Here is a 20,904-nt window from a genome sequence, read left to right as displayed (position 1 = left end):
GTTCCCGGGAATCTGTGTGAGGGCCCTCGTGGAGGGGCGAGGATCCGCCTTACCCTGGTGTCATGGGTGACCCGCGAGAGCCTCCGGAGGGTACGCCCGACGGTGGCTCCGGCAACGAGGACGAGTACCGGTCCGTCGTCTTCGACGAATCCTTCGTGCGGGCTGCCCGGATCCAGGAACTGTCGGCCCGGGAACGGCTGGCGGGCTCCTTCGGCAAGGCCACCCGTCCCCGGGTGCGGCTCGGGCCGCTCGGTACCGTGCCCCGGCAGGCGCTCGCGCTGCTGCTGCTCATCCTGCTCGCCTTCGGGGCCGCCGTGTACTTCGGCGTCAGCTCACCGAACCGGATCTCGGCCCGACCCGAAGGCAGTCAACTGACCGTCAGCCTGGTCGCGTTGGCCCCCGCCTCGGCGGTCAAACCGGTCGCCGACCCGTCGAACCCGTTCGCCGCGCTGCCCCCGGGGTACAGCGACGGCGCGGTCGGGCTGGGCACCCCGACCGGGGCCGCCACCGAGCACTTCAGCCGGGTCGAGGTCACCAAGGCGCTCGACACCGTCCAGCGCTACCTGGTCGCCTCCTCGCTGGCACCGGCCGCCCTGTTGCAGGGCGCCACCGCGGACGTGAAGGCCTTCGTCACCCCCGGTGAGCAGGCCCAGTTCGACACGAGCGTCAGCCAGCCCGTCGACGACCGGCACCACGCACTGACCGGCTGGCTGGTCCGCTTCGACCCGGCGCAGGTCGCGCTGGCCGCCGACACCGTGAAGGTCACCGGTGCGATGCGGATCGACGAGGCGGACGGCGGCACGCTGCAGATCACCACCGACCACACCTTCGTCTACGCGCTGAAGCCGGCCGGGGCCGCGGGCGGGGCGCCGGTGACGCTGGAGACGGTGCGGCGGCAGCTGACCTTCGAGTTCGACCGGGTCGACCTCGCCTCGGCGCAGCTGCGGCTGGTCGACTCGGTGTTGCAGGCGGGCCCGGTGCCGTGCACCACCTCGATGGCCGGGTTCCTGCAACCGGTGCTGGCCGGCCCGCAGGGCAGCCCGGTCCCGACGCCGCCGCCGGTCGACCCGGGCAACCACGCGCACCCGGCGTGGCAGGTGTGCGGGGTGCTGGCGGGCAGCTGAGGTGCTGCGGGGTGGTGCAGGTGTTCAGTCGGTGCCTGGGGCCCGGGTAGGCCGACGGCCGGTGACCCCGGTGGGGCACCGGCCGTCGGGTGGGCGGGATCAGCCGCCGTCGCGGGTGTCCCGGTCCCCGTCCTTGGGCGGGCTGGTGCGGGTGGCGCCGGTGAAGGTGTCGCGGAGCTTGCCGCCGACCGTCGCGGCGCCGCCGGCGACGTCGCGGATCAGGCCCATCAGCGGGTCCTTGCTCTCCTTCACCGAGGTCGTGTAGTGGTCGGCGGCGGCCTTCCACTGCTCGCCGACCGAGGTGTCCGGGTCGTCCGAGCGGCGCGGGTAGGCGCCCGCCAGGATCGAGCGGTACTCCTCGCTCTCCGCCCACTTCTTCAGCTGGGCGACCCGGACCACCGCGAACGGGTGGCTCTGCGGCAGCAGCTGGAGCAGCTTCAGCACGCCGTCGCGCAGGTCGCCGGCCTTCTCGTACTCCTCGGCCTGCTCCAGGAAGGCGTCGACGTTCATCTCGCCCAGGTTGTGGCCGCCGGCCAGCTTCATCAGGGCCCGCATGGAGGCCTGGAGGTCCTGCCCGGCGAGCAGACCGGCCCGGTCGCTGGACAGCTCCGCCTTGCGGAACCACTCCTTGAGCGCCGTGACGACCGCCATGATCGCCAGGTTCCCGAGCGGCACCCAGGCGATCCGGGCGGCGATGTTGGTGAGGATCAGCAGCATCGTCCGGTACACGGCGTGGCCGGACATCGCGTGGCCGACCTCGTGGCCGATGACCGAGCGCAGCTCCTCCTCGTCGAGCAGCTCGACCAGGCCGCTGGTGATCACGATGATCGGGGTGTCGATGCCGATGCAGTACGCGTTGACCGCCGGGTCCTGGGTGACGTACAGGTCGGGGACCTGCTCCAGGTCGAGCGCGTAGGCGGCGTCGCGCACCATGTCGTACAGCTCGGGGAACTGCCGCTCGGAGGTCTTCACCGCCGTGGCCAGGAACATCAGCCGGATCGAGCGCTCGGACACCAGCCCGGCGAGCTTCTTCAGGATGTCGTCGAAACCGCTCAGCTTGCGCAGCGCGACCAGGGCCGAGCGGTCGGCGGGGTGCTCCCAGGCCCGGGTGGAGATCTCCGGGAAGCGCTGGCGGCGCCGGCTCGGCGTCTTCGTGGTCGTGTCGGTCATGGTCTGAGTACCTCCTGGTCGACGGCGGCCCCGGCTGCGCTGGCCGGCCCCCGCTGGTCTTCGCCTGAAACGACTGTCTGTGCAACGTCCGTGGTTGCGTACTCGTCCCCGGGGTCAGCGTACGCGCGGCGCCGGACGCGGCGAAGGGGCCGGTGGGCGGCGGCGGTGTGAGGCCGGTTTACCCTGAATGCCCTGGAGAACCGAGACCGGACCCGGCCGCGGTAGGAGCAGTTCGAGGAGCCCGCAGATGTCCACCGACGCGCTTGTCAGCCTGGCCGCCCCCGTCTCGGACGAGGCCGGTCCGGGCCTGTTCCTGCGGATCATCGTGATCGCCTCGTTCGTGGGCGTCGGCCTGCTGGTCTGGATCATGGCCCGGGCCTTCCGCAACAACTGACGCCCGGCGCCCTCCGCGGCCACCGGGGCCCGGCGCCTGCCGCGGCAGGCCCGCGCCGGGGCCGTGCGCTCACGCCCGGTCAGCGGCGGTGGGCCGCCGAGCGGTTGCCGTGTGAGCCCCCGTACGATGACGGGTGGGCCCTCACCGGCCCGGCACCACCCCCAGGTCCGTTCACCGAGCCGAGAAGGTCCCGCCGACCATGAGCACTGCCGCCGCACTCCCCGTCCTGAACCTGCTCGCCGAGGGCGACGAGGTCAACCACGACAGCCTCAACCCGTACCTGACGGGTGGCGCCGCGCTGTTCATCCTGCTGCTCCTGCTCTTCGTGACCACCCGCTTCAACCGGGACCGCTGAGCCGGGCCCGGGGGCCGCTCGGGGAGCGTCCGGCGTACGGGCCGGCCGCTCCCTCACGTGTGTCCGGAGCACGTGCGCCCGGGGGCGTCCGGTGGCCGTCCGGGTGCCCCGCGCGTCCGTCCGGTGACGGTCCGGTGAACCCCGTACCCGGGCGTTCCCGCACCGTAACGGGCGTCGCGTAAGGTGTGGCGGCATGGGAGAGCAGGCCGGGATTTCCGGCGGACCGGAACCGGTGAAGAAGCGCCTCGGCGTGATGGGCGGCACCTTCGACCCGATCCACCACGGGCACCTGGTCGCCGCCAGTGAGGTGGCGAGCGCGTTCCACCTCGACGAGGTGATCTTCGTCCCGACCGGACAGCCGTGGCAGAAGAGCGACCGGCACGTCACCCCGGCCGAGGACCGCTACCTGATGACGGTCATCGCCACCGCCGAGAACCCGCAGTTCTCGGTCAGCCGCATCGACATCGACCGCGACGGCCCGACGTACACCGTCGACACCCTGCGGGACCTGCACGCCCTGCACCCGGACGCCGACCTGTTCTTCATCACCGGCGCCGACGCGCTCGCCCAGATCCTGTCCTGGCGCGACTCCGACGAGCTCTTCTCGCTGGCCCACTTCATCGGGTGCACCCGGCCGGGGCACACTCTCTCGGACGCCGGACTTCCGGTGGGCGGGGTCTCCCTGGTGGAGGTCCCGGCGCTGGCCATCTCCTCCACGGACTGCCGCAACCGGGTCGCCAAGGGCGAGCCGGTCTGGTACCTCGTCCCGGACGGCGTGGTCCGCTACATCGACAAGCGGGCGCTGTACGCGCCGCACCGGACCTGACCCAGGAGCGGGCGTGAGCGAGCGAAGCGGCGGCGGGCAGCAGTCGGACGACTGGTCCACCGGGCAGTACCAGCAGCCGTACCAGGCCTACCAGCAGCAGCCGCAGCAGTACGACCAGTACGGGCAGCCGGTGTACCCCCAGGACCCGTACGGCGGGTACCAGGAGCAGACGTACCAGCAGCAGGCGTACCAGGGCTACCCGCAGCAGACGCAGCAGCCGCAGCAGTACGACTCGTACGACCAGTACGGGCAGCCGGTGCAGCAGGCGTACCAGCAGCCGGGCGGCTACGGCTACCAGCCGGAGCAGCCGGGCTACGGGTACGACGGCTACCAGCAGCCGTACCAGGCGGCCCCGGCCGCCCCGGTGGCTCCCGAGCCGCAGGCGCCGGTGGCGCCGCAGCCCGAGCCCGCCGCCCCGGCGCCCGCCGTCGTGCCGCCGCGCCCGCGCGCGCCCCGGCCCGCCGCCGGGGCGGCCCCGGCCGAGCCCGACCTGCCGTCCGAGAAGGTCGGCGGGGGCCGGAGCGCCAGGGCCGGTGCCAAGACCGCCAAGACGCCCAAGGACTCCTACGCCACCGGCGAGTTCACCTTCGTCGACGAACCGGCGGAGGAGACCGAGGACGTCATCGACTGGCTGAAGTTCGCCGAGTCCCGCACCGAGGTGCGCGCCGAGCGCCGCCGCCGGCTGCGCAACCGGCTGATCGGCCTCGGCGTGGTGGTGGCCCTCGCGGCGGGCGGCACCGGCGGCTACCTCTGGCTCACCGCCGACAAGCCGAGCGCGGCCGCCGCCGCGGCCGGCCCGCGCCAGGTCAACGTGGTGCACCTGCGCGACCTCCAGGGCAAGGTCTCCAGCGCGCTGCTGGTCAACGACGCGACGGGCAAGAAGGGCACCGTCCTGCTGCTGCCGGACGTCCTGCGGCTGCCCGGCCCGGGCGACCCGCCGGTCACCACCGTCGGCCAGTCCATGGACAGCATCGGCGCCTCCGCCACCCGCGACGGCCTGTCGACCGTGCTCGGCGCCCCGGTGGCCGGCACCTGGCGGCTGGACACCCCCTACCTGGAGATGCTGGTCTCCCAGCTCGGCGGCGTCCGGGTGGACACCAACGCCGAGACCCACGAGGGCGGCAAGCCGGACGGCAAGCTGCTGTCCGCGGCCGGCAAGAACATCCTGCTCAGCGGGAAGGCCGCGGTCGCCTACGCCACCCTCCAGGCCCCCGGCGAGAACCGGGACGCCCAGCTCGCCCGGTTCGGCCAGGTGATGGACGCGGTCGTGCGCACCATGCCGACCGAGCTCAAGGAGGCCAAGGACGACGTGCACCGGATGAACGCGGTGCTCGACCCCTCGCTGCCCGAGGAAGCCCTCGCCGGCGTGCTCGTCCAGCTCGCTCAGCAGGCGAAGGACGGCCACTTCGGCACCACCGCCCTGACCGTCAAGCCGGACGGCACCCTGGACGAGGCGACCGCGGGCAAGCAGGTCAAGGACGTGCTCGGCGGCACCGTGAAGTCCACGGCCTCGGGCGACGCCCCGGCCCGGGTCTCGCTCCAGGACGCCACCGGCAACGACCAGGCGGCCGCCGCCGCGCAGGTCCAGATCGTGAACGCCGGCCTGACCTTCATCCCCGGCGGGTCCAAGGCCCCGGCGCAGGCCGCCAGTGAGATCCGCTACACCGACGACGCCCGGCAGGCCGCGGCGAAGTCGCTGGCGACCAGCCTCGGCCTGCCGGAGACGGCGGCCAAGAAGGTCGGCGACGCGCAGAACGCGGACCTGGTGGTCGTGCTCGGCAAGGACTACCAGCCGCCGAAGGGGCAGTAGGTCCGCCGCCTCCGGCCCGGGTGCTCCCCGGGCGGCCCGGGAAATGCTTCCGGGGCCGCCCGGGCGGCGTGAGATCCTGGAAGGCGATCCCCGGCCGCGCGCCGGGACGCCCCCAAGCCGCCGAGCCGGAAGAACACCGTGACCGTCACCGACCACAGCCAGCAGCTCATCACCGTCGCCGCCCAGGCGGCGGCCGAAAAGCTGGCGCACAACATCATCGCGTTCGACGTCAGCGAGGTGCTGTCGATCACCGACGCCTTCCTGATCGCCTCCGCGAACAACGACCGCCAGGTCCGGGCTATCGCCGAGGAGATCGAGGACCAGCTGCGCGAGCAGCTCGACATCAAGCCGGTGCGCCGCGAGGGCGAGCGCGAGGGCCGCTGGATCCTGCTCGACTACCTGGACATCGTCGTGCACGTCCAGCACTCCGAGGAGCGCTCCTTCTACTCGCTGGACCGGCTCTGGAAGGACTGCCCCGAGCTGCCCCTGCCCGAGGACGCCCTCGCCTCGCGCAACCGCCCCGACGCCCACACCGACGAGGCCGGCAACGCCGTCGCCCCGGCAGACGACTTCGGCAAGCCCGAGGACCTGCACTGAGCCGGGACGCGCGGGGCCCGCGCATCGTCTTCTGGCGGCACGGCCAGACGTCCTGGAACCTCGAATCGCGGTTCCAGGGCACCACGGACATCGAGCTGACCGGCCAGGGCGTGCAGCAGGCCCAGCGGGCGGCCCGGCTGCTCTCGGGCCTGCGCCCCGACCTGCTGATCTCCTCCGACCTCAGGCGCGCCAAGCGCACTGCCGAGGAGCTGGCCAAGGTCACCGGGCTGGACGTGCAGCACCACGAGGGTCTGCGGGAGACGTACGCGGGCTCGTGGCAGGGCCTGACCAACGTCGAGATCCGGGAGCGCTACCCGGAGGAGTACGCCGCCTGGGCGGCCGGCGAGCCGGTGCGTCGCGGCGGTGGCGAGCTGTCCACCGAGGTCGCCGACCGCTCGGTGCCGGTGGTCCTGGAGGCCGTCGGCAAGCTGCCCGAGCACGGCACCCTCGTGGTGGTCAGCCACGGCGGGACGATCCGCACCATGCTCGGGCGGCTGCTCGGCCTGGAGCCGCCCCTGTGGGAGTGCTTCGGCGGGCTGTCGAACTGCTGCTGGTCGGTACTCGGCTCGGGCGCCCGCGGCTGGCGGCTGCTGGAGCACAACGCGGGCACGTTGCCGCAGCCGGTCATCGGCGACGACACCTGAGCGACGGCACGGCGTGGGGTGTGGAGTGGGGGAGGCCGGGGGCCCGCGGGGGCGGATTTCGCAGTTCCGGGCCTGACCAGCTAGAGTCTTCCTCGTTCGCACGGAGGGAACGCGGCCCGGAAGGGAAGCGGGAGATCCGGTGAGTGCGGGGCTATAGCTCAGTTGGTAGAGCGCTTGCATGGCATGCAAGAGGTCTGGGGTTCAATTCCCCATAGCTCCACTCCGCACCAGCGATCCGGGTTCGTCCCGGTCGCACGTGTCGCGGGGCTATAGCTCAGTTGGTAGAGCGCTTGCATGGCATGCAAGAGGTCTGGGGTTCAATTCCCCATAGCTCCACAGTCGGGCAGAGGCCGTCACCCACCGGGTGGCGGCCTCTCGCGTTGCCGGGCGCCTTGGCGCCTCGGGGTTCAGACGAGGCAGGTGTGCACCCAGCCGCCGGGCGGCAGCGAGTCCAGCCGCTCGACCCGCGCCCGGTCCTCGGGGCCGATCGGCACGTACACGACGACGTAGCACTCCGGCGAGCCCGGGATCGTCAGGTACGAGGCCTTCAGTTGCAGGACGCCGACCTCCGGGTGGCGGAAGAGCCGCAGCCAGCCCTCCGGCGGCGCCACCTCCTGCCGCTCCCACAGCTCCCGGAACAGCCCGCTGGCGGCCGACAGCCGCTGCACGTGCGCCTCCCAGGCCGGCTCGCCCACGTGCCGCCCGTACGCGGACCGCAGCACCGCCACCATCCGCGGCAGCGCCTCGTCCCGGTTCAGGCACGGATTGCAGCAGACCGGCGCGGTCAGCATGCACCAGAGGCTGTTGAAGGGAGCGCCCTCGGACGGCCGCATCCGCTCGGCGCCGAACAGCGAGCGGTACGGCCCGTTGTGCATCAGCACGTCGAAGCGGGTGTTGTTGACCGCGGCGGGCAGCGGCGCCAGCGCGTCCACGATGGCCTGCATCGTCGGGTCCACCACCGGCGGGTCCGGCTCCGCCGACACCGCGGCGGACACCCCGGCCAGCCGGAACAGGTGCGCCCGCTCGGTGCCGTCCAGCCGCAGCGCCCGCGCCACCGCCAGCAGCACCTGGTCGCTCGCGTTGATGGGTCGCCCCTGCTCCAGCCACGTGTACCAGGTGACCCCGACCCCGGCGAGCTGCGCCACCTCCTCGCGCCGCAGCCCCGGCGTGCGGCGGCGCAGCCCGGGCGGCAGGCCGACGTCCTCGGGGGTGACCCGTGCCCGGCAGGCCTTCAGGAAACGGGCCAGCTCGGTCCGGCGGCGGTCCCGGCCGTTCGCACTGGTGGCCGTGGCGGCTGTGGTGATCGTGGCGGTCTTGGCGGCCGTGGCGGCTGTGGCGGCGAACTCGCCCAGGACGGTCATGCCGTCCATCGTGCCGCAGACCCGGCCGGCGATACAGGTGCTGCCAGTACCAGGATCGGCAGGCTCTAACCACCAGTACCAGCCGGGCCCGAGGCTGGATGCCATGACGGACCTTCAGATCCGGCCCGGCGCGGCCTCGGACACCAGAGCCCCGGCCGTCCGGCCCGGGCTGCTCCTCGCGCTCGTCCTGTGCGGGCAGTTCATGGCCGTGCTCGACGTCTCCATCGTCAACGTCGCCGTGCCCACCATCCGCACCGACCTGCACGCCTCCGGCGCCGCCCTGCAACTGGTGATCGCCGGCTACACCATCGCCTACGCCGTCCTGCTCATCACCGGCGCGCGCCTGGGCGCCCGGTACGGCTACAGCAGGCTCTTCCAGCTCGGCCTGGCCGGCTTCACCACCGCCTCGCTGGCCTGCGGCCTCGCCCCGGCCACCGGCTGGCTGATCGTCTTCCGGCTGCTCCAGGGCGCGGGCTCGGCCCTGATGGTGCCCCAGGTGATGAGCCTGTTGCAGCGGACCTTCACCGGCACCGCCCGCACCAGGGCGCTCGGCCTCTACGCGGCGGTGCTGGCCGTCGGCATGGCCGTCGGGCAGGTGCTCGGCGGGATCCTGGTCAGCGCCGACCTGTTCGGCACCGGCTGGCGGCCGGTGTTCCTGGTGAACGTGCCGATCGGGCTGCTCCTGCTGGCGGCCGGCGCCCGGCTGCTGCCCAGGATGCCCGGCGACACCGGGCGCGGCTTCGACCTCCCCGGCCTGGTGGTGCTGGGCACGGCCCTCGGGCTGCTGGTGGTGCCGCTGGTGCTCGGCCGCGAGCTCGGCTGGCCCGCCTGGTGCTGGGCGATGCTCGCCGGGAGCGTGCAGGTCCTCGGCCTGTTCGTACTCGTCGAGCGGACGGTCGCCCGGCGCGGCGGACAGCCGCTGATCGCCGGCCGGGTGCTGCGGGCCCCCGGGCTGCGGCCGGCCGCGGCGGGCCTGTTCACGATCATGTCGGCCTTCGCGGGCTTCATGTTCGCCTTCGCCCTGCACCAGCAGGCCGCGCTCGGCTACGGCGCGCTGACCGCCGGACTCTGCTCGGCGCCCGTCGCGATCGGCTTCGGCCTGTCGAGCATGCACTGGCACCGGCTGCCCGGCCGGTTGCACGGGCCGCTGCCGGTGCTCGCCGCCGCGCTGCTGGCGGCCGGCTACCTGCTGCTCGGGCTGCTGCTCGGCGGCGGGGGCGGGATCGGCCCGGTGCCGCTCGCGGAGATGGCCCTGCTCGGCCTGGTCGCGGGCTGCGCGTACTCGCCGCTGTTCGCCCGGGCGCTCGCGGGGGTGGCGCCCGAGGACGCGGCCGACGCGAGCGGCGTCATGGTGACGGTCATTCAGCTCGGTCAGGTGGTCGGGGTCGCGGTGCTCGGCACGGTGTTCCTCGGGCAGGTCGACCTGCCGGCGCCGGCCGCCGACTCCGGGCACGCGCTGCTGGTCACCCTGGCGGTCAACGCGTCGGCGGTGCTGGTGGGCGCCGGCTTCGCGGCCGGGACCCGGCGGAGGGCGCGGTAGGGGCGCGGGTAGGGGCGCACGGCAGGGGTGCGGCGGGGGCGCGGCGCGGTGGGATTCGGGAGGGTGTTCGGCGGGTGGGTCCGGTCGTTCGGGCCCACCGCGGAAACGGATTCGTGGAGCACCCCCGGGACCGTGTAAAGTAGTCGATGTCGCCGAGGGAAACCGGACGGAAACGGCCGAAAGACCCGGTGACATCGCAGGTCAAGGGGCTATAGCTCAGTTGGTAGAGCGCTTGCATGGCATGCAAGAGGTCTGGGGTTCAATTCCCCATAGCTCCACAGAAGTCGAGGGCCGCCCCCCGAAATGGGGGGCGGCCCTTCGGCGTTCTGTCCATGCCACCGGCGGGACGGGCGGGAAGACCGCTACCGTCGTGCCATGGCCGATCTGGAGCGAAGGCGGAACGAGGAACTGGCCCGGATACTCCACCAGCTCGGCTGGAGTCCGGAACGGCTCGCCCGCGAGGTGAGCCTCGCCCTGCCGCCGGGCCTGGCCATCAGCTCCACCGCCCCCTACAAGTGGCGCGACCGGGGCATGGTGCCGCGCAGCCCGCACGACCAGACGGTCTGCGAAGTGCTCAGCCGCACCCTCGGCATCGCCGTCACCTACGAGCAGCTCTGGGGCAGGATGGGCGGCCACCGCGGCGCCAAGATCCTCTCGCCCGGGCTGCTCACCGACCCGTGGACCGCCGACACCGCGCAGACCGCGCTGCGCGAGGCCGCCACCGACGCCGGACCCGTCCGCCTCACCGACCTGTTCCGCAGCGCCGACCTCGACCAGGCCGCCGAACGCCTCGCCGCGCCGCTCCCGCCGGTCGGAGGCGGCGAGGGTGCGCTGCGGATCGACCCCGCGCTGGTCGGCGACCTCGGCCTGTCCTACCGCAGCAAGCAGCGGCTCGAACGCTCCTGCGGCGGCGGCCTCGTCCTCGGCCCCACCCGGGCCGAACTCGCCATGGTGGCCAAGCTGCTGGAGCTCGGCGCGTACGACGAACGGCTCGGCCGCGAGCTGTACGGCACGGCCAGCCGGCTCGCCCGGCTGGCCGGCTGGGCCGCGTACGACCTCGGCCACGACGCGGCCGCCCAGCGCGCGTACGCCGCCGCCCTGCGGGCCGCCCACGTCAGCGGCGACGCCCGGCTGGGGGTCGGCGTGCTCGGTGCCCTGGTCGTGCTCGCCACCCAGGGCACCGGCGGGCCGGGCACCGGCGGACGCGGTCAGGACGCGGTCGCCGCGCTCGGCACGGCCCTGCGCACCCACGGCGCCGCGCTGAGCCCCACCGGGCGGGCCCGGCAGTTCGGCCGGATCGCCCGCGCGCACGGCCGCCGGGGCGAGGCCGAGCAGGCCGAGGCGGCCGCCGCCCGGGCCTTCGCCGAACTCGACGGGGTGCCCGGCACGGAGGAGGCCAGGGCCGACCTCGCGGGCATGGTGGGGGAGGGGCGCCTGGCCCTCGGCGACCACCGCAGGGCCAAGGCGTTGCTCGCCGAGGCCGTCGCCGGGCTCGGGCCCGGCCGGGCCCGGTCCAAGGCGCTGCTGATGGTCCGTCTCGCCGAGACCCACCGGCGCCTCGGCGACCAGCGGGAGGCCGCCCGCACCGCCGCGCTGGCCCGCGCGCTCGCGGCGGGGATGCAGTCGGAGCGGCTGGCCCGGGCGCTGCGGGACTTCGAGGTGGCCGGGCGGCCGGGGGCCCGGGGGGCCTGAGGGGGCGGTGCCGTGGGGGCGGTGCCGGTGTGGGGGCGGCGCTTCGGGTGGGCGGTGGTGGGGTCCGGTGGGCGGTACACCCGGGAGCGCGCTGACCCGCTTGCGGTACCCTGAGCCCATGCGAACCGTGCGCCTGCTCCTTAGCCGGCCGCGCTGACCAGGACCGGCCGCGCCCTCGGGCGGTGCCGGAGTCGGCGTGGCGTCCCCTCCTGCGAGGGGATTTTTTGTTTTCCGCCCCGTTCCGGTCCGTGTCCGGGGCTTCGGTACGTCGGCCCGCCGCGTGCGCGGTTCGCCAACTGACATCGATGGAGCTTGAAGGACCATGAGCGAGACGACCCCTGCGTCCGGCACGGCCGAGACCGCGACCGAGCCGTTCCGGTACAGCGCCGCGCTGGCGGCGGAGATCGAGTCCCGCTGGCAGGACATCTGGGAGAAGGAGGGCACCTTCAACGCTCCCAACCCGGCGGGTGCCCTGGCCGACCCGGCGGCCGGCGACGTCGCCGCGAAGCCGCACAGCTTCATCATGGACATGTTCCCGTACCCCTCGGGCGCGGGCCTGCACGTCGGCCACCCGCTGGGCTACATCGCCACCGACGTCTTCGCCCGTTACCAGCGGATGACCGGCCACAACGTGCTGCACACGCTGGGCTACGACGCCTTCGGCCTGCCCGCCGAGCAGTACGCCGTCCAGACCGGCACCCACCCGCGGGTCTCCACCGAGGCCAACATCGCCAACATGCGCCAGCAGCTGCGCCGGCTGGGCCTGGGCCACGACCCGCGCCGCTCGATCTCCACGATCGACCCGGACTACTACCGCTGGACGCAGTGGATCTTCCTGCAGATCTTCAACTCCTGGTACGACGAGGCCGCCGGCAAGGCCCGCCCGATCGCCGAGCTGATCGCCCGCTTCGAGTCCGGTGAGCAGGCCACCCCGGACGGGCGCGCCTGGGCGTCGCTGTCCGCCGCCGAGCGTGACGAGGTGCTGGGCGAGTACCGCCTGGCGTACGCCAAGGAGGTGCCGGTCAACTGGTGCCCCGGCCTGGGCACCGTGCTGGCCAACGAGGAGGTCACCGCGGACGGCCGCTCCGAGCGCGGCAACTTCCCGGTGTTCAAGTCCAACCTGCGCCAGTGGATGATGCGGATCACCGCGTACTCCGACCGGCTGATCGCCGACCTGGACCTGCTGGACTGGCCCGAGGCCATCAAGCTCCAGCAGCGCAACTGGATCGGCCGCTCCGAGGGCGCCCGGGTGGACTTCGCCGCCCCGGGCGACCAGAAGATCACCGTCTTCACCACCCGGCCCGACACCCTGTTCGGCGCCACCTACATGGTGCTGGCGCCCGAGCACGGCCTGGTCGACTCGATCGTCCCCGCCGCCTGGCCGGAGGGCGTCCCCGCCGAGTGGACCGGCGGCGCCGCCACCCCCGCCGAGGCCGTCGCCGCCTACCGGGCCGCGGCCGCCGCCAAGTCGGACGTCGAGCGGCAGGTCGAGGCCAAGGTCAAGACCGGCGTCTTCACCGGCGCCTACGCGGTCAACCCGGTCAGCGGCGCGCCCGTCCCGGTGTTCATCGCCGACTACGTGCTGATGGGCTACGGCACCGGCGCCATCATGGCCGTCCCCGCCCACGACCACCGCGACTTCGCCTTCGCGCGCGCCTTCGCGCTGCCGATGCGCTGCGTCGTCCGGCCGACCGACGGTCGTGGCGACGACCCGGCGACCTGGGACGACGCGTTCGACACCTACGACTCCGTCATCGTCAACTCCGAGCGGGACGGCCTGACCCTGGACGGGCTGAGCGTCGTCGACGCCAAGGCCCGGATCACCGGCTGGCTGGTCGAGCAGGGCATCGGCGAAGGCACCGTCAACTACCGCCTGCGCGACTGGCTGTTCAGCCGTCAGCGGTACTGGGGCGAGCCGTTCCCGATCGTCTACGACGAGGACGGCGTGATGCACGCGCTGCCCGAGTCGATGCTGCCGGTCGAGGTCCCCGAGGTCGACGACTACTCGCCGCACACCTACGACCCGTACGACTCCGCCTCCTCGCCCAAGACCCCGCTGTCGCGCAACGAGGCCTGGGTCAACGTCGAGCTGGACCTGGGCGACGGCGTCAGGACCTACCGCCGCGAGACCAACACCATGCCCAACTGGGCGGGTTCGTGCTGGTACGAGCTGCGGTACGTCGACCCGTCCAACGGCGCGGCCGTGGTGGACCCGGCCAACGAGCGGTACTGGCTGGGCCCGACCGAGACCAAGCCGGCCGGCGGCGCCGACCTGTACGTCGGCGGGGCCGAGCACGCCGTGCTGCACCTGCTGTACGCGCGCTTCTGGCACAAGGTGCTGCACGACCTGGGCCACGTGTCCTCCGTCGAGCCGTTCCACAAGCTGTTCAACCAGGGCATGATCACCGCCGACGTCTACCGCGACGAGCGGGGCTTCCCGGTGCCCGCCGCCGAGGTCGAGGAGCGCGACGGGAAGTACTACTGGGAGGGCGAGCCGGTCAAGCGCGAGGCCGGCAAGATGGGCAAGTCGCTGAAGAACGCCGTCGCCCCCGACGACATCGCCGACGAGTACGGTGCCGACACGCTGCGGCTGTACGAGATGTCCATGGGCCCGCTGGACGTCTCCCGCCCCTGGGACACCCGCGCGGTCGTCGGCTCGTACCGCTTCCTCCAGCGGCTGTGGCGCAACATCGTCTCCGAGGCGACCGGCGAGCTGGTCGTGACCGAGGACGCGCCGGACGAGGCCACCCTGCGGGCGCTGCACAAGGCCATCGACGGCATCCGCGGCGACATGGCCGGGCTGCGGTTCAACACGGCCGTCGCCAAGGCGATCGAGCTGAACAACTACCTGGTCAAGCGCGGCTCCACGCCGCGGGCCGTGGCCGAGCAGCTGGTGCTGCTGGTCGCGCCGCTGGCCCCGCACATCGCCGAGGAGCTGTGGCGCCGACTGGGCCACGGCGAGTCGCTGGCGCACACCGACTACCCGGTCGCCGACCCGGCGTACGTGGTGGACGAGACCGTGACCTGCGTCGTGCAGATCAAGGGCAAGGTGAAGGCCCGGCTGGAGGTCGCGCCGACCATCTCCGACGCGGAGCTGGAGGCGCTGGCGCTGGCCGACCCGGCGGTCGTCGCGGCCATCGGGGAGGCGGCGGTGCGCAAGGTGATCGCGCGGGCGCCGAAGCTGGTGAACATCGTTACGGGCTGAGGTTCGGGGCTCGGGTTGGGCTTCGGCTGGGCCTGGGTTGATCGGGCGGGCGTCCTTCGGGGCGCCCGCCCTTGTTTGTGCGTAGGGGGGGCTCGTTGCGTTCGGGGGCGTGGAAACGGGGTCGGTGCGCCCTCGGGGGGATCCCCGATCTGTCCCTGATCTCCGCTTCCGGTGCCCGCTCGGCATGCCCCCGGGGCCGGTGCGGCGGCTACGGTGGAATCCACGGCTGTGCGGCTCGCGTTGAGCCCGGTGGGGGCCGAACCGGTGGCGGAAGGTGGCGCACGATGGACGTGTTCGGCGTGGTGATCGGCCTGGTCCTGCTCTTCGGGATCGCGCTGCTGGTACTGGCCGTGGTCGGTACCGTCAAGGCTGCGAAGGCCGTGGGAGCGAAGATCGAGCGGCACGAGGCCAACGCCCGGCGCGCCGTCGAGAACGTCACCCTCAAGGCGAAGACCTACACCAGGCCCGGCCCGCAGGGGCAGATCTCCGCCGTCCGGCTCGGCCTGCGCACCTCGCTCGACGGCACCCGGCAGGTGCTCGAAAGCGGTCTCCCCCAGGACGGGCAGCTCAGCGAGGCCCTCGCCCTCCTCACCCGGCTCGACGCCCACGCGGCCGAGCTGGACGGGGAGCTGCGCATCCTGGAACGGGAGCCGGACACCGGTCGGATCGCGGCCAAGCTGCCCGAACTGCGCGAGCGCGCCGAGCGGATCACGCACTCGGCGGAGACCATGCGCTGGGCCGCCCAGGACCGGATGCACCGTTTCGCGGAGGACGAGCTGACGCGGCTCAGCCAGGAGTGCGAGAGCGAGGCGGGGGCGCTGCGGCACTGGGACACCGTGGGGGGTTCGGGTGGGGCGGGCTCCGCGGGGGGTTCGAGTGCCTCGGGCGGGGCGGGTGCGTCGGGTGGTTCGGGGGCGTCGGGTGGGGCGGGGTCGGGCTCCGCGGCGCGGACGTCCGGGGGTGCTGCGGGTGGTGCCGCTTCGGGGGGTGCGGCACGTCCCGGGCTGACGGACGGGAAGGGGCGGACGAGCGCGGAGGAGCTGCTCGGGCTCGTCGACCCGCTGACGAAGCTGGCGCAGCGGATGCGGAAGCCGTCGACGGGTTCCTCGGCGGGCTGACCGTCCGCGTCCGGAGCCCCGGGCGCCCCTGCTCCCCATCTGTTCGGGCCGGCTGCTCGGGCTGTTCGGGCTCGCCGTTCGGGTGGTCCGGCGGTGTGCTCCGGGTGCCCGTCGTCGGGCGCTGTCCTCCCGGACGAACGGGGAGTAACCTCCGCCTCATGCCCGCCGACCTCGCACTTGTCACCGATTCCACGGCCTATCTGCCGCAGGAGACCCTCGACCGGCACGGGATCAGCGTGGTCCCGCTGAGCGTCGCGGTCGGTGACTCGGTCCTCAGCGAGGGCGTCGAGATCTCCCCGAAGGACGTCGCCGAGGCGCTGCGCGGCAAGCAGCGGGTGACCACCTCCCGGCCGAACCCCGAGACCTTCGCCGCCACCTACCGGGCCGCCGCCGAGGCCGGGGCGACCGGGGTCGTCTCGGTGCACATCTCCGGCGAGCTGTCCGGCACGGTGGAGGCCGCCCGGCTGGCGGCCGCCGAGGCGCCCGTGCCCGTACGGGTGGTGGACAGCCGACTGGTCGGCATGGCCCTCGGGTACGGGGTGCTGGCGGCCGCCGAGGCGATCGAGGCGGGGCAGGACCTGGACCGGGCGGCCGAGGCGGCGACCCGGCGGGCCGGCCGGACGAGCGGGTTCTTCTACGTCGACACGCTGGAGTACCTGCGGCGGGGCGGCCGGATCGGGGCGGCCCGGGCGCTGCTCGGTTCGGCGCTGTCGGTGAAGCCGCTGCTGCACCTGGACGGCGGGCGGATCGAGCCGCTGGAGAAGGTGCGGACCGCGTCGCGGGCGATCGCGAGGCTGGAGGAGATCGCGGTCGAGCGGTCGGGGGACGGCGAGGTCGACATCACCGTGCACCACTTGGCGGCCGAGGACCGGGCCGAGCCGCTCGCGGAGCGGCTGCGGGCTCGGGTGCCGGGGCTGCGGGAGCTGTACGTGGGTGAGGTGGGGGCGGTGATCGGCGCGCACGCCGGGCCGGGGCTGCTCGCGGTGGTGGTCTCGCCGCGCTGAGGGGGCTGCTGGGGGTCTCCTGTCAGCTTTCGGAGGCCTCGCTCACTCCTGCGGGTGAGCTGATTTATCCACAACCCCGGGGTTATCCACAGGGTTTCGGTAATTTCCGCGCGCTCGGCCGGGGGCTTCTACCGTCCTCGGCATGACGAGCATGGGCCTGGGCGCGGCGAAGCGTCACGCGATCAACGAGACCGTTCGGCTGCGGATGGCGGCGTTGCTGCCGGTGGTCGACGAACCGGGAGGTGGGGCGGCGCTGGGCGGGCCTGCGCCGGGCGGGGTCCCGGGTGGGCCTGCGCCGGGTGCGGTCCCGGGCGGGCTTCCTGGTGCGGGCGGGGGCGCGTCGTCCGATCCGTCGACTCCTGCCGATCCTTCCGAGCTGCTCGCGATTCCGGAGACGAGGGCCGGGGCGCGGCTGCGGTTCGGTTCGGCCACGGCGCTCGACCGGCGGGCGGTGGCCGGGCTGGCCCTTCTGCTGCTCTTCGCCGTCGGGTACGCCGTGCAGCACTTCTGGCTGGCCAGACCGCAGGCGGTCGCCGTGCCCGCCCTGTCGGCCTCACCGGCGGCTCCGGCCTTTCCGGCGTCCCCGCCGTTACCGGGCCCGGGCTCAGGATCGGGGCCGGGTGCCTCGGTGTCCGTCGAGCCCGCGCCGGGGTCAGGCGCGCCGGGGGCTCCTGCCGCCCTCGGCCCGGAGGCCGTCGTCGTGGTGGACATCGGGGGCCGGGTCCACGTGCCCGGGCTGCACACCCTGCCCGGCGGGTCGCGGGTGGCCGACGCCCTGCGGGCGGCCGGCGGTCCGCTGCCGGAAGCGGACACCAGAAGCCTCAACCTGGCGCGGGTGCTGACGGACGGTGAACAGATCCTGGTCGGCGAGCCGGCCTCGGCCGCCGCCCCGGGCGGCGCCGGAACCGGGCCCCAGCCGGCCATCACCCCCCGACCACCCGTCAGCCTCAACCGGGCCACCCTCGAACAGCTCGACACCCTGCCCGGCGTCGGCCCGACCCTCGCCCAGCGCATCCTCGCCTATCGCACGTCGCACGGCTCCTTCCGCACGCTCGACCAGCTCCGACAGGTCAGCGGCATCGGCGCCCGGACGTTCGCGGAACTCCGTCCGCTGCTCACCCTCTGACGTCCTGTCCGCCCGACTGCCGTCCTTGCGGTAGCCCAGCCCGTCCGCCCCCAGCCCGTCCGTCCACTGCCCGGCCGCCCGCCGAAGGGAGGTACCGCCGTGTCCGCCACCACCGACGCGATCCCGCACGCCCGTTCCTCGGGCGCCGACTTCAGACTGCTGCTCCCCGCTGTCACGGCGTGGGTGGTCACGGCGGCGCTCCTGCGCCTGCAACCCGGGTACGACGTCCTGCTGTTCGCGCTGGCGGGTGTCGCGGTGTCCGCTGCCGTCCTGCTCCTGGTCCGGCCGGGAGTGCTCCGGCGCCGGGGCGCCGTGGTGACGTCGGCCGCCGTCCTGCTGACCGCTGCGGCGGCCGCCATCGCGACCCCGCTGCACACCGCCGACCTGCACCGGGGGCCGCTGCCGGAGCTGGCCCGGGGCGCCGCGCAGGCCGCTCCGCGCTCCCCGGGCGACTCGGCCCGGGTGGTGGACGTCGAGCTGACCGTCACCGGGGACCCGAAGACCCATGCCTCCCGGGGCGGCACCACCGGTGGGCAGAGCATCCTCACCGTGGAGGCGGTCGCGGACCGGGTCACCGGCCCGGACGGGCGGACCACCCGGACCCGGACACCCGTGACCCTCATGGTCCGCGGCCCGGAGACGGGGCGCTGGCAGGGGCTGCTCCCGTCCGAACGGCTGGCCGTGACGGCCGAGGTCCGGCCGCCCGGGGAGGGGCACGACACCGAGTCCGCAGCGCTGCTGGTAGTCCAGGGACAACCCCGGCAGCTCGCGCCGCCGAGCCTGCCGCAGCGCATCGCCGGCCGGCTGCGCGAGGGGCTGCGCACCGCCACCGACGGGCTCCCGGCGGACGCGCGCGGGCTGCTCCCGGGCCTGGTCGTCGGGGACACCTCGCGCCTGCCCGACGACCTGGAGGACGCCTTCCGGGCCACCGACCTGGTGCACCTGGTGGCGGTCAGCGGGGCCAACCTGGCGATCGTCCTCGGCCTGCTGCTGGGCACCCCCGGGCAGGCCGGGACTTCGGAACGGCGCGGGCTGGCCGCCCTTTTGGGGCTCCCGCTGCGGACCAGCGCCCTGCTGGGGGCTGCACTGACCCTGGCCTTCGTCACTGTCTGCCGGCCGGAGCCCAGTGTGCTGCGGGCGGCGGGGACGGGCCTGATCAGCATGCTGGCGCTGGCCACCGGTCGACCCCGGCAGGCGGTGCCCGCGCTCGCCGGGACAGTGCTGGTGCTGGTCCTGCTGGACCCGTACCTGGCGCGCTCCTTCGGGTTCCTGCTCTCGGTGCTCGCCACGACCGGGCTGCTCGTGCTCGGGCCGCACTGGGCCGAGGCCCTGCGGTCCCGGCGTTGGCCGCACCACCTGGCGGGCGCCCTCGCGGCGACGGCGGCGGCCCAGGCGTTGTGCGCGCCGGTGACGGTGGTGCTGTCCGGGCACATCAGCCTGGTCGCGATCCCGTGCAACCTGTTGGCCGAGCTGGCGGTGGCCCCGGCGACGCTGCTCGGCTTCGGGGTGCTGGCGTTGCAGCCCCTCCTCCCCACGCCGGCCCGCCTGCTCGCGGAGGTGGCGGGCGTGCCGGTCGGCTGGCTGGCCCTGGTGGCGCGCCGCGGGGCGGAGCTGCCGGGCGGCCAACTGTCCTGGCCCGGCGGGTGGTTCGGGACGGCGACGGTCGCGCTGGCGACCCTCGCGGTCTGCTGGACGGCACCGCTCCTGCTGCCCCGGCGCACCGGGCCGGGTGGGCGGGCGCCTGCCCGGCGGCGGTGGATCCGGGCACTGGTGACGGGTGCGCTGTTGGTGATGCTGCTCGTCGTGCTGCTGCGGCCGCCGGTGCTCGCCAGGATCGCCACCGGCTGGCCGCCGCCGGGGTGGCGGATGGTGATGTGCGATGTCGGGCAGGGGGACATGGTGGTGCTCGCGGCGGGTGCGCCGGGCAGCGCGGTGGTGGTCGACGCTGGCCCGGATCCGAACGCGGCCGACAGATGTCTGCGCGATCTCGGCGTGACGGTGGTGCCGCTGCTGCTGGTGACGCACTTCCATGCGGATCACGTGGAGGGCGTTCCGGGGGTGTTGCGGGGGCGCCGGGTCGGTGTGGTCGAGGGGACGCCTCTGAACGACCCGCCGGGTGAGGCGGCCCGGGTGGCGGGCTGGGCTGCTGCTGCCGGGGTCCCGTTGCTGCGGGCGGCACGGGGCGAACGGCGGTCGGCCGGTACGGGGCTGTGGTGGGACGTGGTGTGGCCCGAGGCGGGGTCGGGAGTCGAGGCGCCGGGGGCGAACAACGCGAGCGTCGCGTTGCTGGCATCGATGGGTGAAGGGGTGCGGGTGGCGTTGCTGGGTGATCTGGAACCACCTGCCCAGTCGGCGCTGTTGGGCCGGCTGGGGCGGGTGGACGTCCTGAAGGTGGCGCATCACGGTTCGGCGCATCAGGACTGGGATCTGGCCGCCGCCTTGAGCCCCCGGTTGGCGTTGATCTCGTGCGGTGAGGGCAATGCCTACGGGCATCCGTCGCCTCGGACGGTGGACCGTTTGCGTGGACTCGGCGCGGCTGTGCTGCGCACCGACCGGTCGGGGGACATCGCCGTGACGGGCGACTCCCCGACGACCCTCGGCGTCTCCGTGCACCCGCAGGGCGCCCACGGCGCCCACGGTGCGCGCAAGCCGGGCCCGCAAGGTGCGGACGAGTCCGCGGGCTCGTTGGCCGGGCGGGGCTCGCACCCCTCGCGAGCCCCGCCAGGCTGAGCCCTCGCCCTCCTCCTCCCGTCCAGCAAGTGGGGAAGGGAAAAGGGGTTGGGGTGGGGAGGAGGGAGGGGGCGGGGGCCCGGGGGAGTGTGATGGCGGCGCGCTCCGGGCCTGGGTCCGGGACGTTGGAGCCCAGCGGGGCGCCCTGGCCGGGGTTGGTGCCCCAGGTGACGAACGGGGTCAGCTCGGCCGCGTCGATGAAGATCTC

Annotated in this window: 16 protein-coding genes and 3 tRNA genes; 17 read left to right on the top strand and 2 right to left on the bottom strand. The window is 73.9% G+C overall.

Annotated features, from left to right (window positions below; genetic code table 11):
• Positions 1-62: 62 nt before the first annotated feature.
• The gene (locus ABTY15_RS35240; RefSeq protein ID WP_350604938.1) at positions 63-1,124 is read left to right on the top strand and encodes an SCO2583 family membrane protein; all 1,062 of its coding nucleotides are present in this window, start codon (positions 63-65) and stop codon (positions 1,122-1,124) included.
• Positions 1,125-1,223: 99 nt separating this feature from the next.
• Here the strand turns inward: ABTY15_RS35240 and ABTY15_RS35235 are convergent, their stop codons facing one another.
• On the bottom strand, positions 1,224-2,294 hold the full coding sequence (locus tag ABTY15_RS35235) for a M48 family metallopeptidase (RefSeq protein WP_350604936.1): 1,071 nt from the start codon (positions 2,292-2,294) through the stop codon (positions 1,224-1,226).
• Between the two features lie 247 nt (positions 2,295-2,541).
• Between ABTY15_RS35235 and ABTY15_RS35230 the strand changes: the two genes are divergently transcribed.
• The 8 genes from ABTY15_RS35230 to ABTY15_RS35195 all read left to right on the top strand — a co-directional run bounded on the left by ABTY15_RS35230 (position 2,542) and on the right by ABTY15_RS35195 (position 7,256).
• Positions 2,542-2,688 carry a hypothetical protein gene (locus tag ABTY15_RS35230; RefSeq protein WP_350604935.1) on the top strand — a complete coding sequence of 49 codons (147 nt, stop codon included), beginning with the start codon at positions 2,542-2,544 and terminating at the stop codon, positions 2,686-2,688.
• Between the two features lie 199 nt (positions 2,689-2,887).
• Entirely contained in the window at positions 2,888-3,043 is a 156-nt protein-coding gene (locus ABTY15_RS35225; RefSeq protein WP_350604933.1) for a hypothetical protein, read from the top strand.
• 193 nt (positions 3,044-3,236) lie between these two features.
• Positions 3,237-3,869, top strand: a complete 633-nt coding sequence (nadD, locus tag ABTY15_RS35220; RefSeq protein WP_350604932.1) for a nicotinate-nucleotide adenylyltransferase — start codon at positions 3,237-3,239, stop codon at positions 3,867-3,869.
• 13 nt (positions 3,870-3,882) lie between these two features.
• Entirely contained in the window at positions 3,883-5,679 is a 1,797-nt protein-coding gene (locus tag ABTY15_RS35215) for a LytR C-terminal domain-containing protein (protein WP_350604930.1), read from the top strand.
• 138 nt (positions 5,680-5,817) lie between these two features.
• The gene (gene rsfS / locus ABTY15_RS35210) at positions 5,818-6,276 is read left to right on the top strand and encodes a ribosome silencing factor (protein WP_350604928.1); all 459 of its coding nucleotides are present in this window, start codon (positions 5,818-5,820) and stop codon (positions 6,274-6,276) included.
• Positions 6,273-6,920 (top strand): histidine phosphatase family protein, encoded by a 648-nt coding sequence (locus ABTY15_RS35205; protein ID WP_350604961.1) that lies wholly within the window; start codon positions 6,273-6,275, stop codon positions 6,918-6,920. The genes rsfS and ABTY15_RS35205 overlap by 4 nt, the downstream gene beginning before the upstream one ends.
• A 147-nt stretch (positions 6,921-7,067) precedes the next feature.
• A tRNA-Ala gene (locus ABTY15_RS35200) sits at positions 7,068-7,140 on the top strand.
• Between the two features lie 43 nt (positions 7,141-7,183).
• A tRNA-Ala gene (locus tag ABTY15_RS35195) sits at positions 7,184-7,256 on the top strand.
• A 71-nt stretch (positions 7,257-7,327) separates the two neighbouring features.
• On the opposite strand, the gene ABTY15_RS35190 is transcribed toward ABTY15_RS35195, so the two are convergent.
• Positions 7,328-8,281, bottom strand: a complete 954-nt coding sequence (locus ABTY15_RS35190; RefSeq protein ID WP_350604925.1) for a helix-turn-helix transcriptional regulator — start codon at positions 8,279-8,281, stop codon at positions 7,328-7,330.
• 103 nt (positions 8,282-8,384) lie between these two features.
• On the opposite strand from ABTY15_RS35190, the gene ABTY15_RS35185 reads away from it, so the two are divergent.
• From ABTY15_RS35185 to ABTY15_RS35150, 8 genes are all read left to right on the top strand, one after another.
• Positions 8,385-9,821 carry an MFS transporter gene (locus tag ABTY15_RS35185; protein ID WP_350604924.1) on the top strand — a complete coding sequence of 479 codons (1,437 nt, stop codon included), beginning with the start codon at positions 8,385-8,387 and terminating at the stop codon, positions 9,819-9,821.
• Between the two features lie 205 nt (positions 9,822-10,026).
• A tRNA-Ala gene (locus ABTY15_RS35180) sits at positions 10,027-10,099 on the top strand.
• 97 nt (positions 10,100-10,196) lie between these two features.
• Positions 10,197-11,513 (top strand): NsdA family TPR-like regulatory protein, encoded by a 1,317-nt coding sequence (locus tag ABTY15_RS35175; RefSeq protein WP_350604923.1) that lies wholly within the window; start codon positions 10,197-10,199, stop codon positions 11,511-11,513.
• A 322-nt stretch (positions 11,514-11,835) separates the two neighbouring features.
• Complete coding sequence (gene leuS / locus ABTY15_RS35170) at positions 11,836-14,718, top strand: leucine--tRNA ligase (RefSeq protein WP_350604921.1); 2,883 nt, start codon at positions 11,836-11,838, stop codon at positions 14,716-14,718.
• A 284-nt stretch (positions 14,719-15,002) separates the two neighbouring features.
• On the top strand, positions 15,003-15,836 hold the full coding sequence (locus ABTY15_RS35165; protein ID WP_350604919.1) for a hypothetical protein: 834 nt from the start codon (positions 15,003-15,005) through the stop codon (positions 15,834-15,836).
• A gap of 158 nt (positions 15,837-15,994) precedes the next feature.
• Positions 15,995-16,840 (top strand): DegV family protein, encoded by an 846-nt coding sequence (locus tag ABTY15_RS35160; RefSeq protein ID WP_350604917.1) that lies wholly within the window; start codon positions 15,995-15,997, stop codon positions 16,838-16,840.
• A 142-nt stretch (positions 16,841-16,982) separates the two neighbouring features.
• Positions 16,983-17,966, top strand: coding sequence for a ComEA family DNA-binding protein (locus tag ABTY15_RS35155; RefSeq protein WP_350604915.1), 984 nt, complete (start codon positions 16,983-16,985; stop codon positions 17,964-17,966).
• 99 nt (positions 17,967-18,065) lie between these two features.
• Positions 18,066-20,696, top strand: a complete 2,631-nt coding sequence (locus ABTY15_RS35150; protein WP_350604912.1) for a ComEC/Rec2 family competence protein — start codon at positions 18,066-18,068, stop codon at positions 20,694-20,696.
• The last annotated feature ends 208 nt before the right edge of the window (positions 20,697-20,904 follow it).

The sequence above is a fragment of the Kitasatospora sp. NPDC097643 genome, from assembly GCF_040302625.1.
GTDB lineage: Bacteria > Actinomycetota > Actinomycetes > Streptomycetales > Streptomycetaceae > Kitasatospora.
Note: the sequence above shows the minus strand (reverse complement) of the source record. Positions and strands in the feature narration are given on the sequence as shown.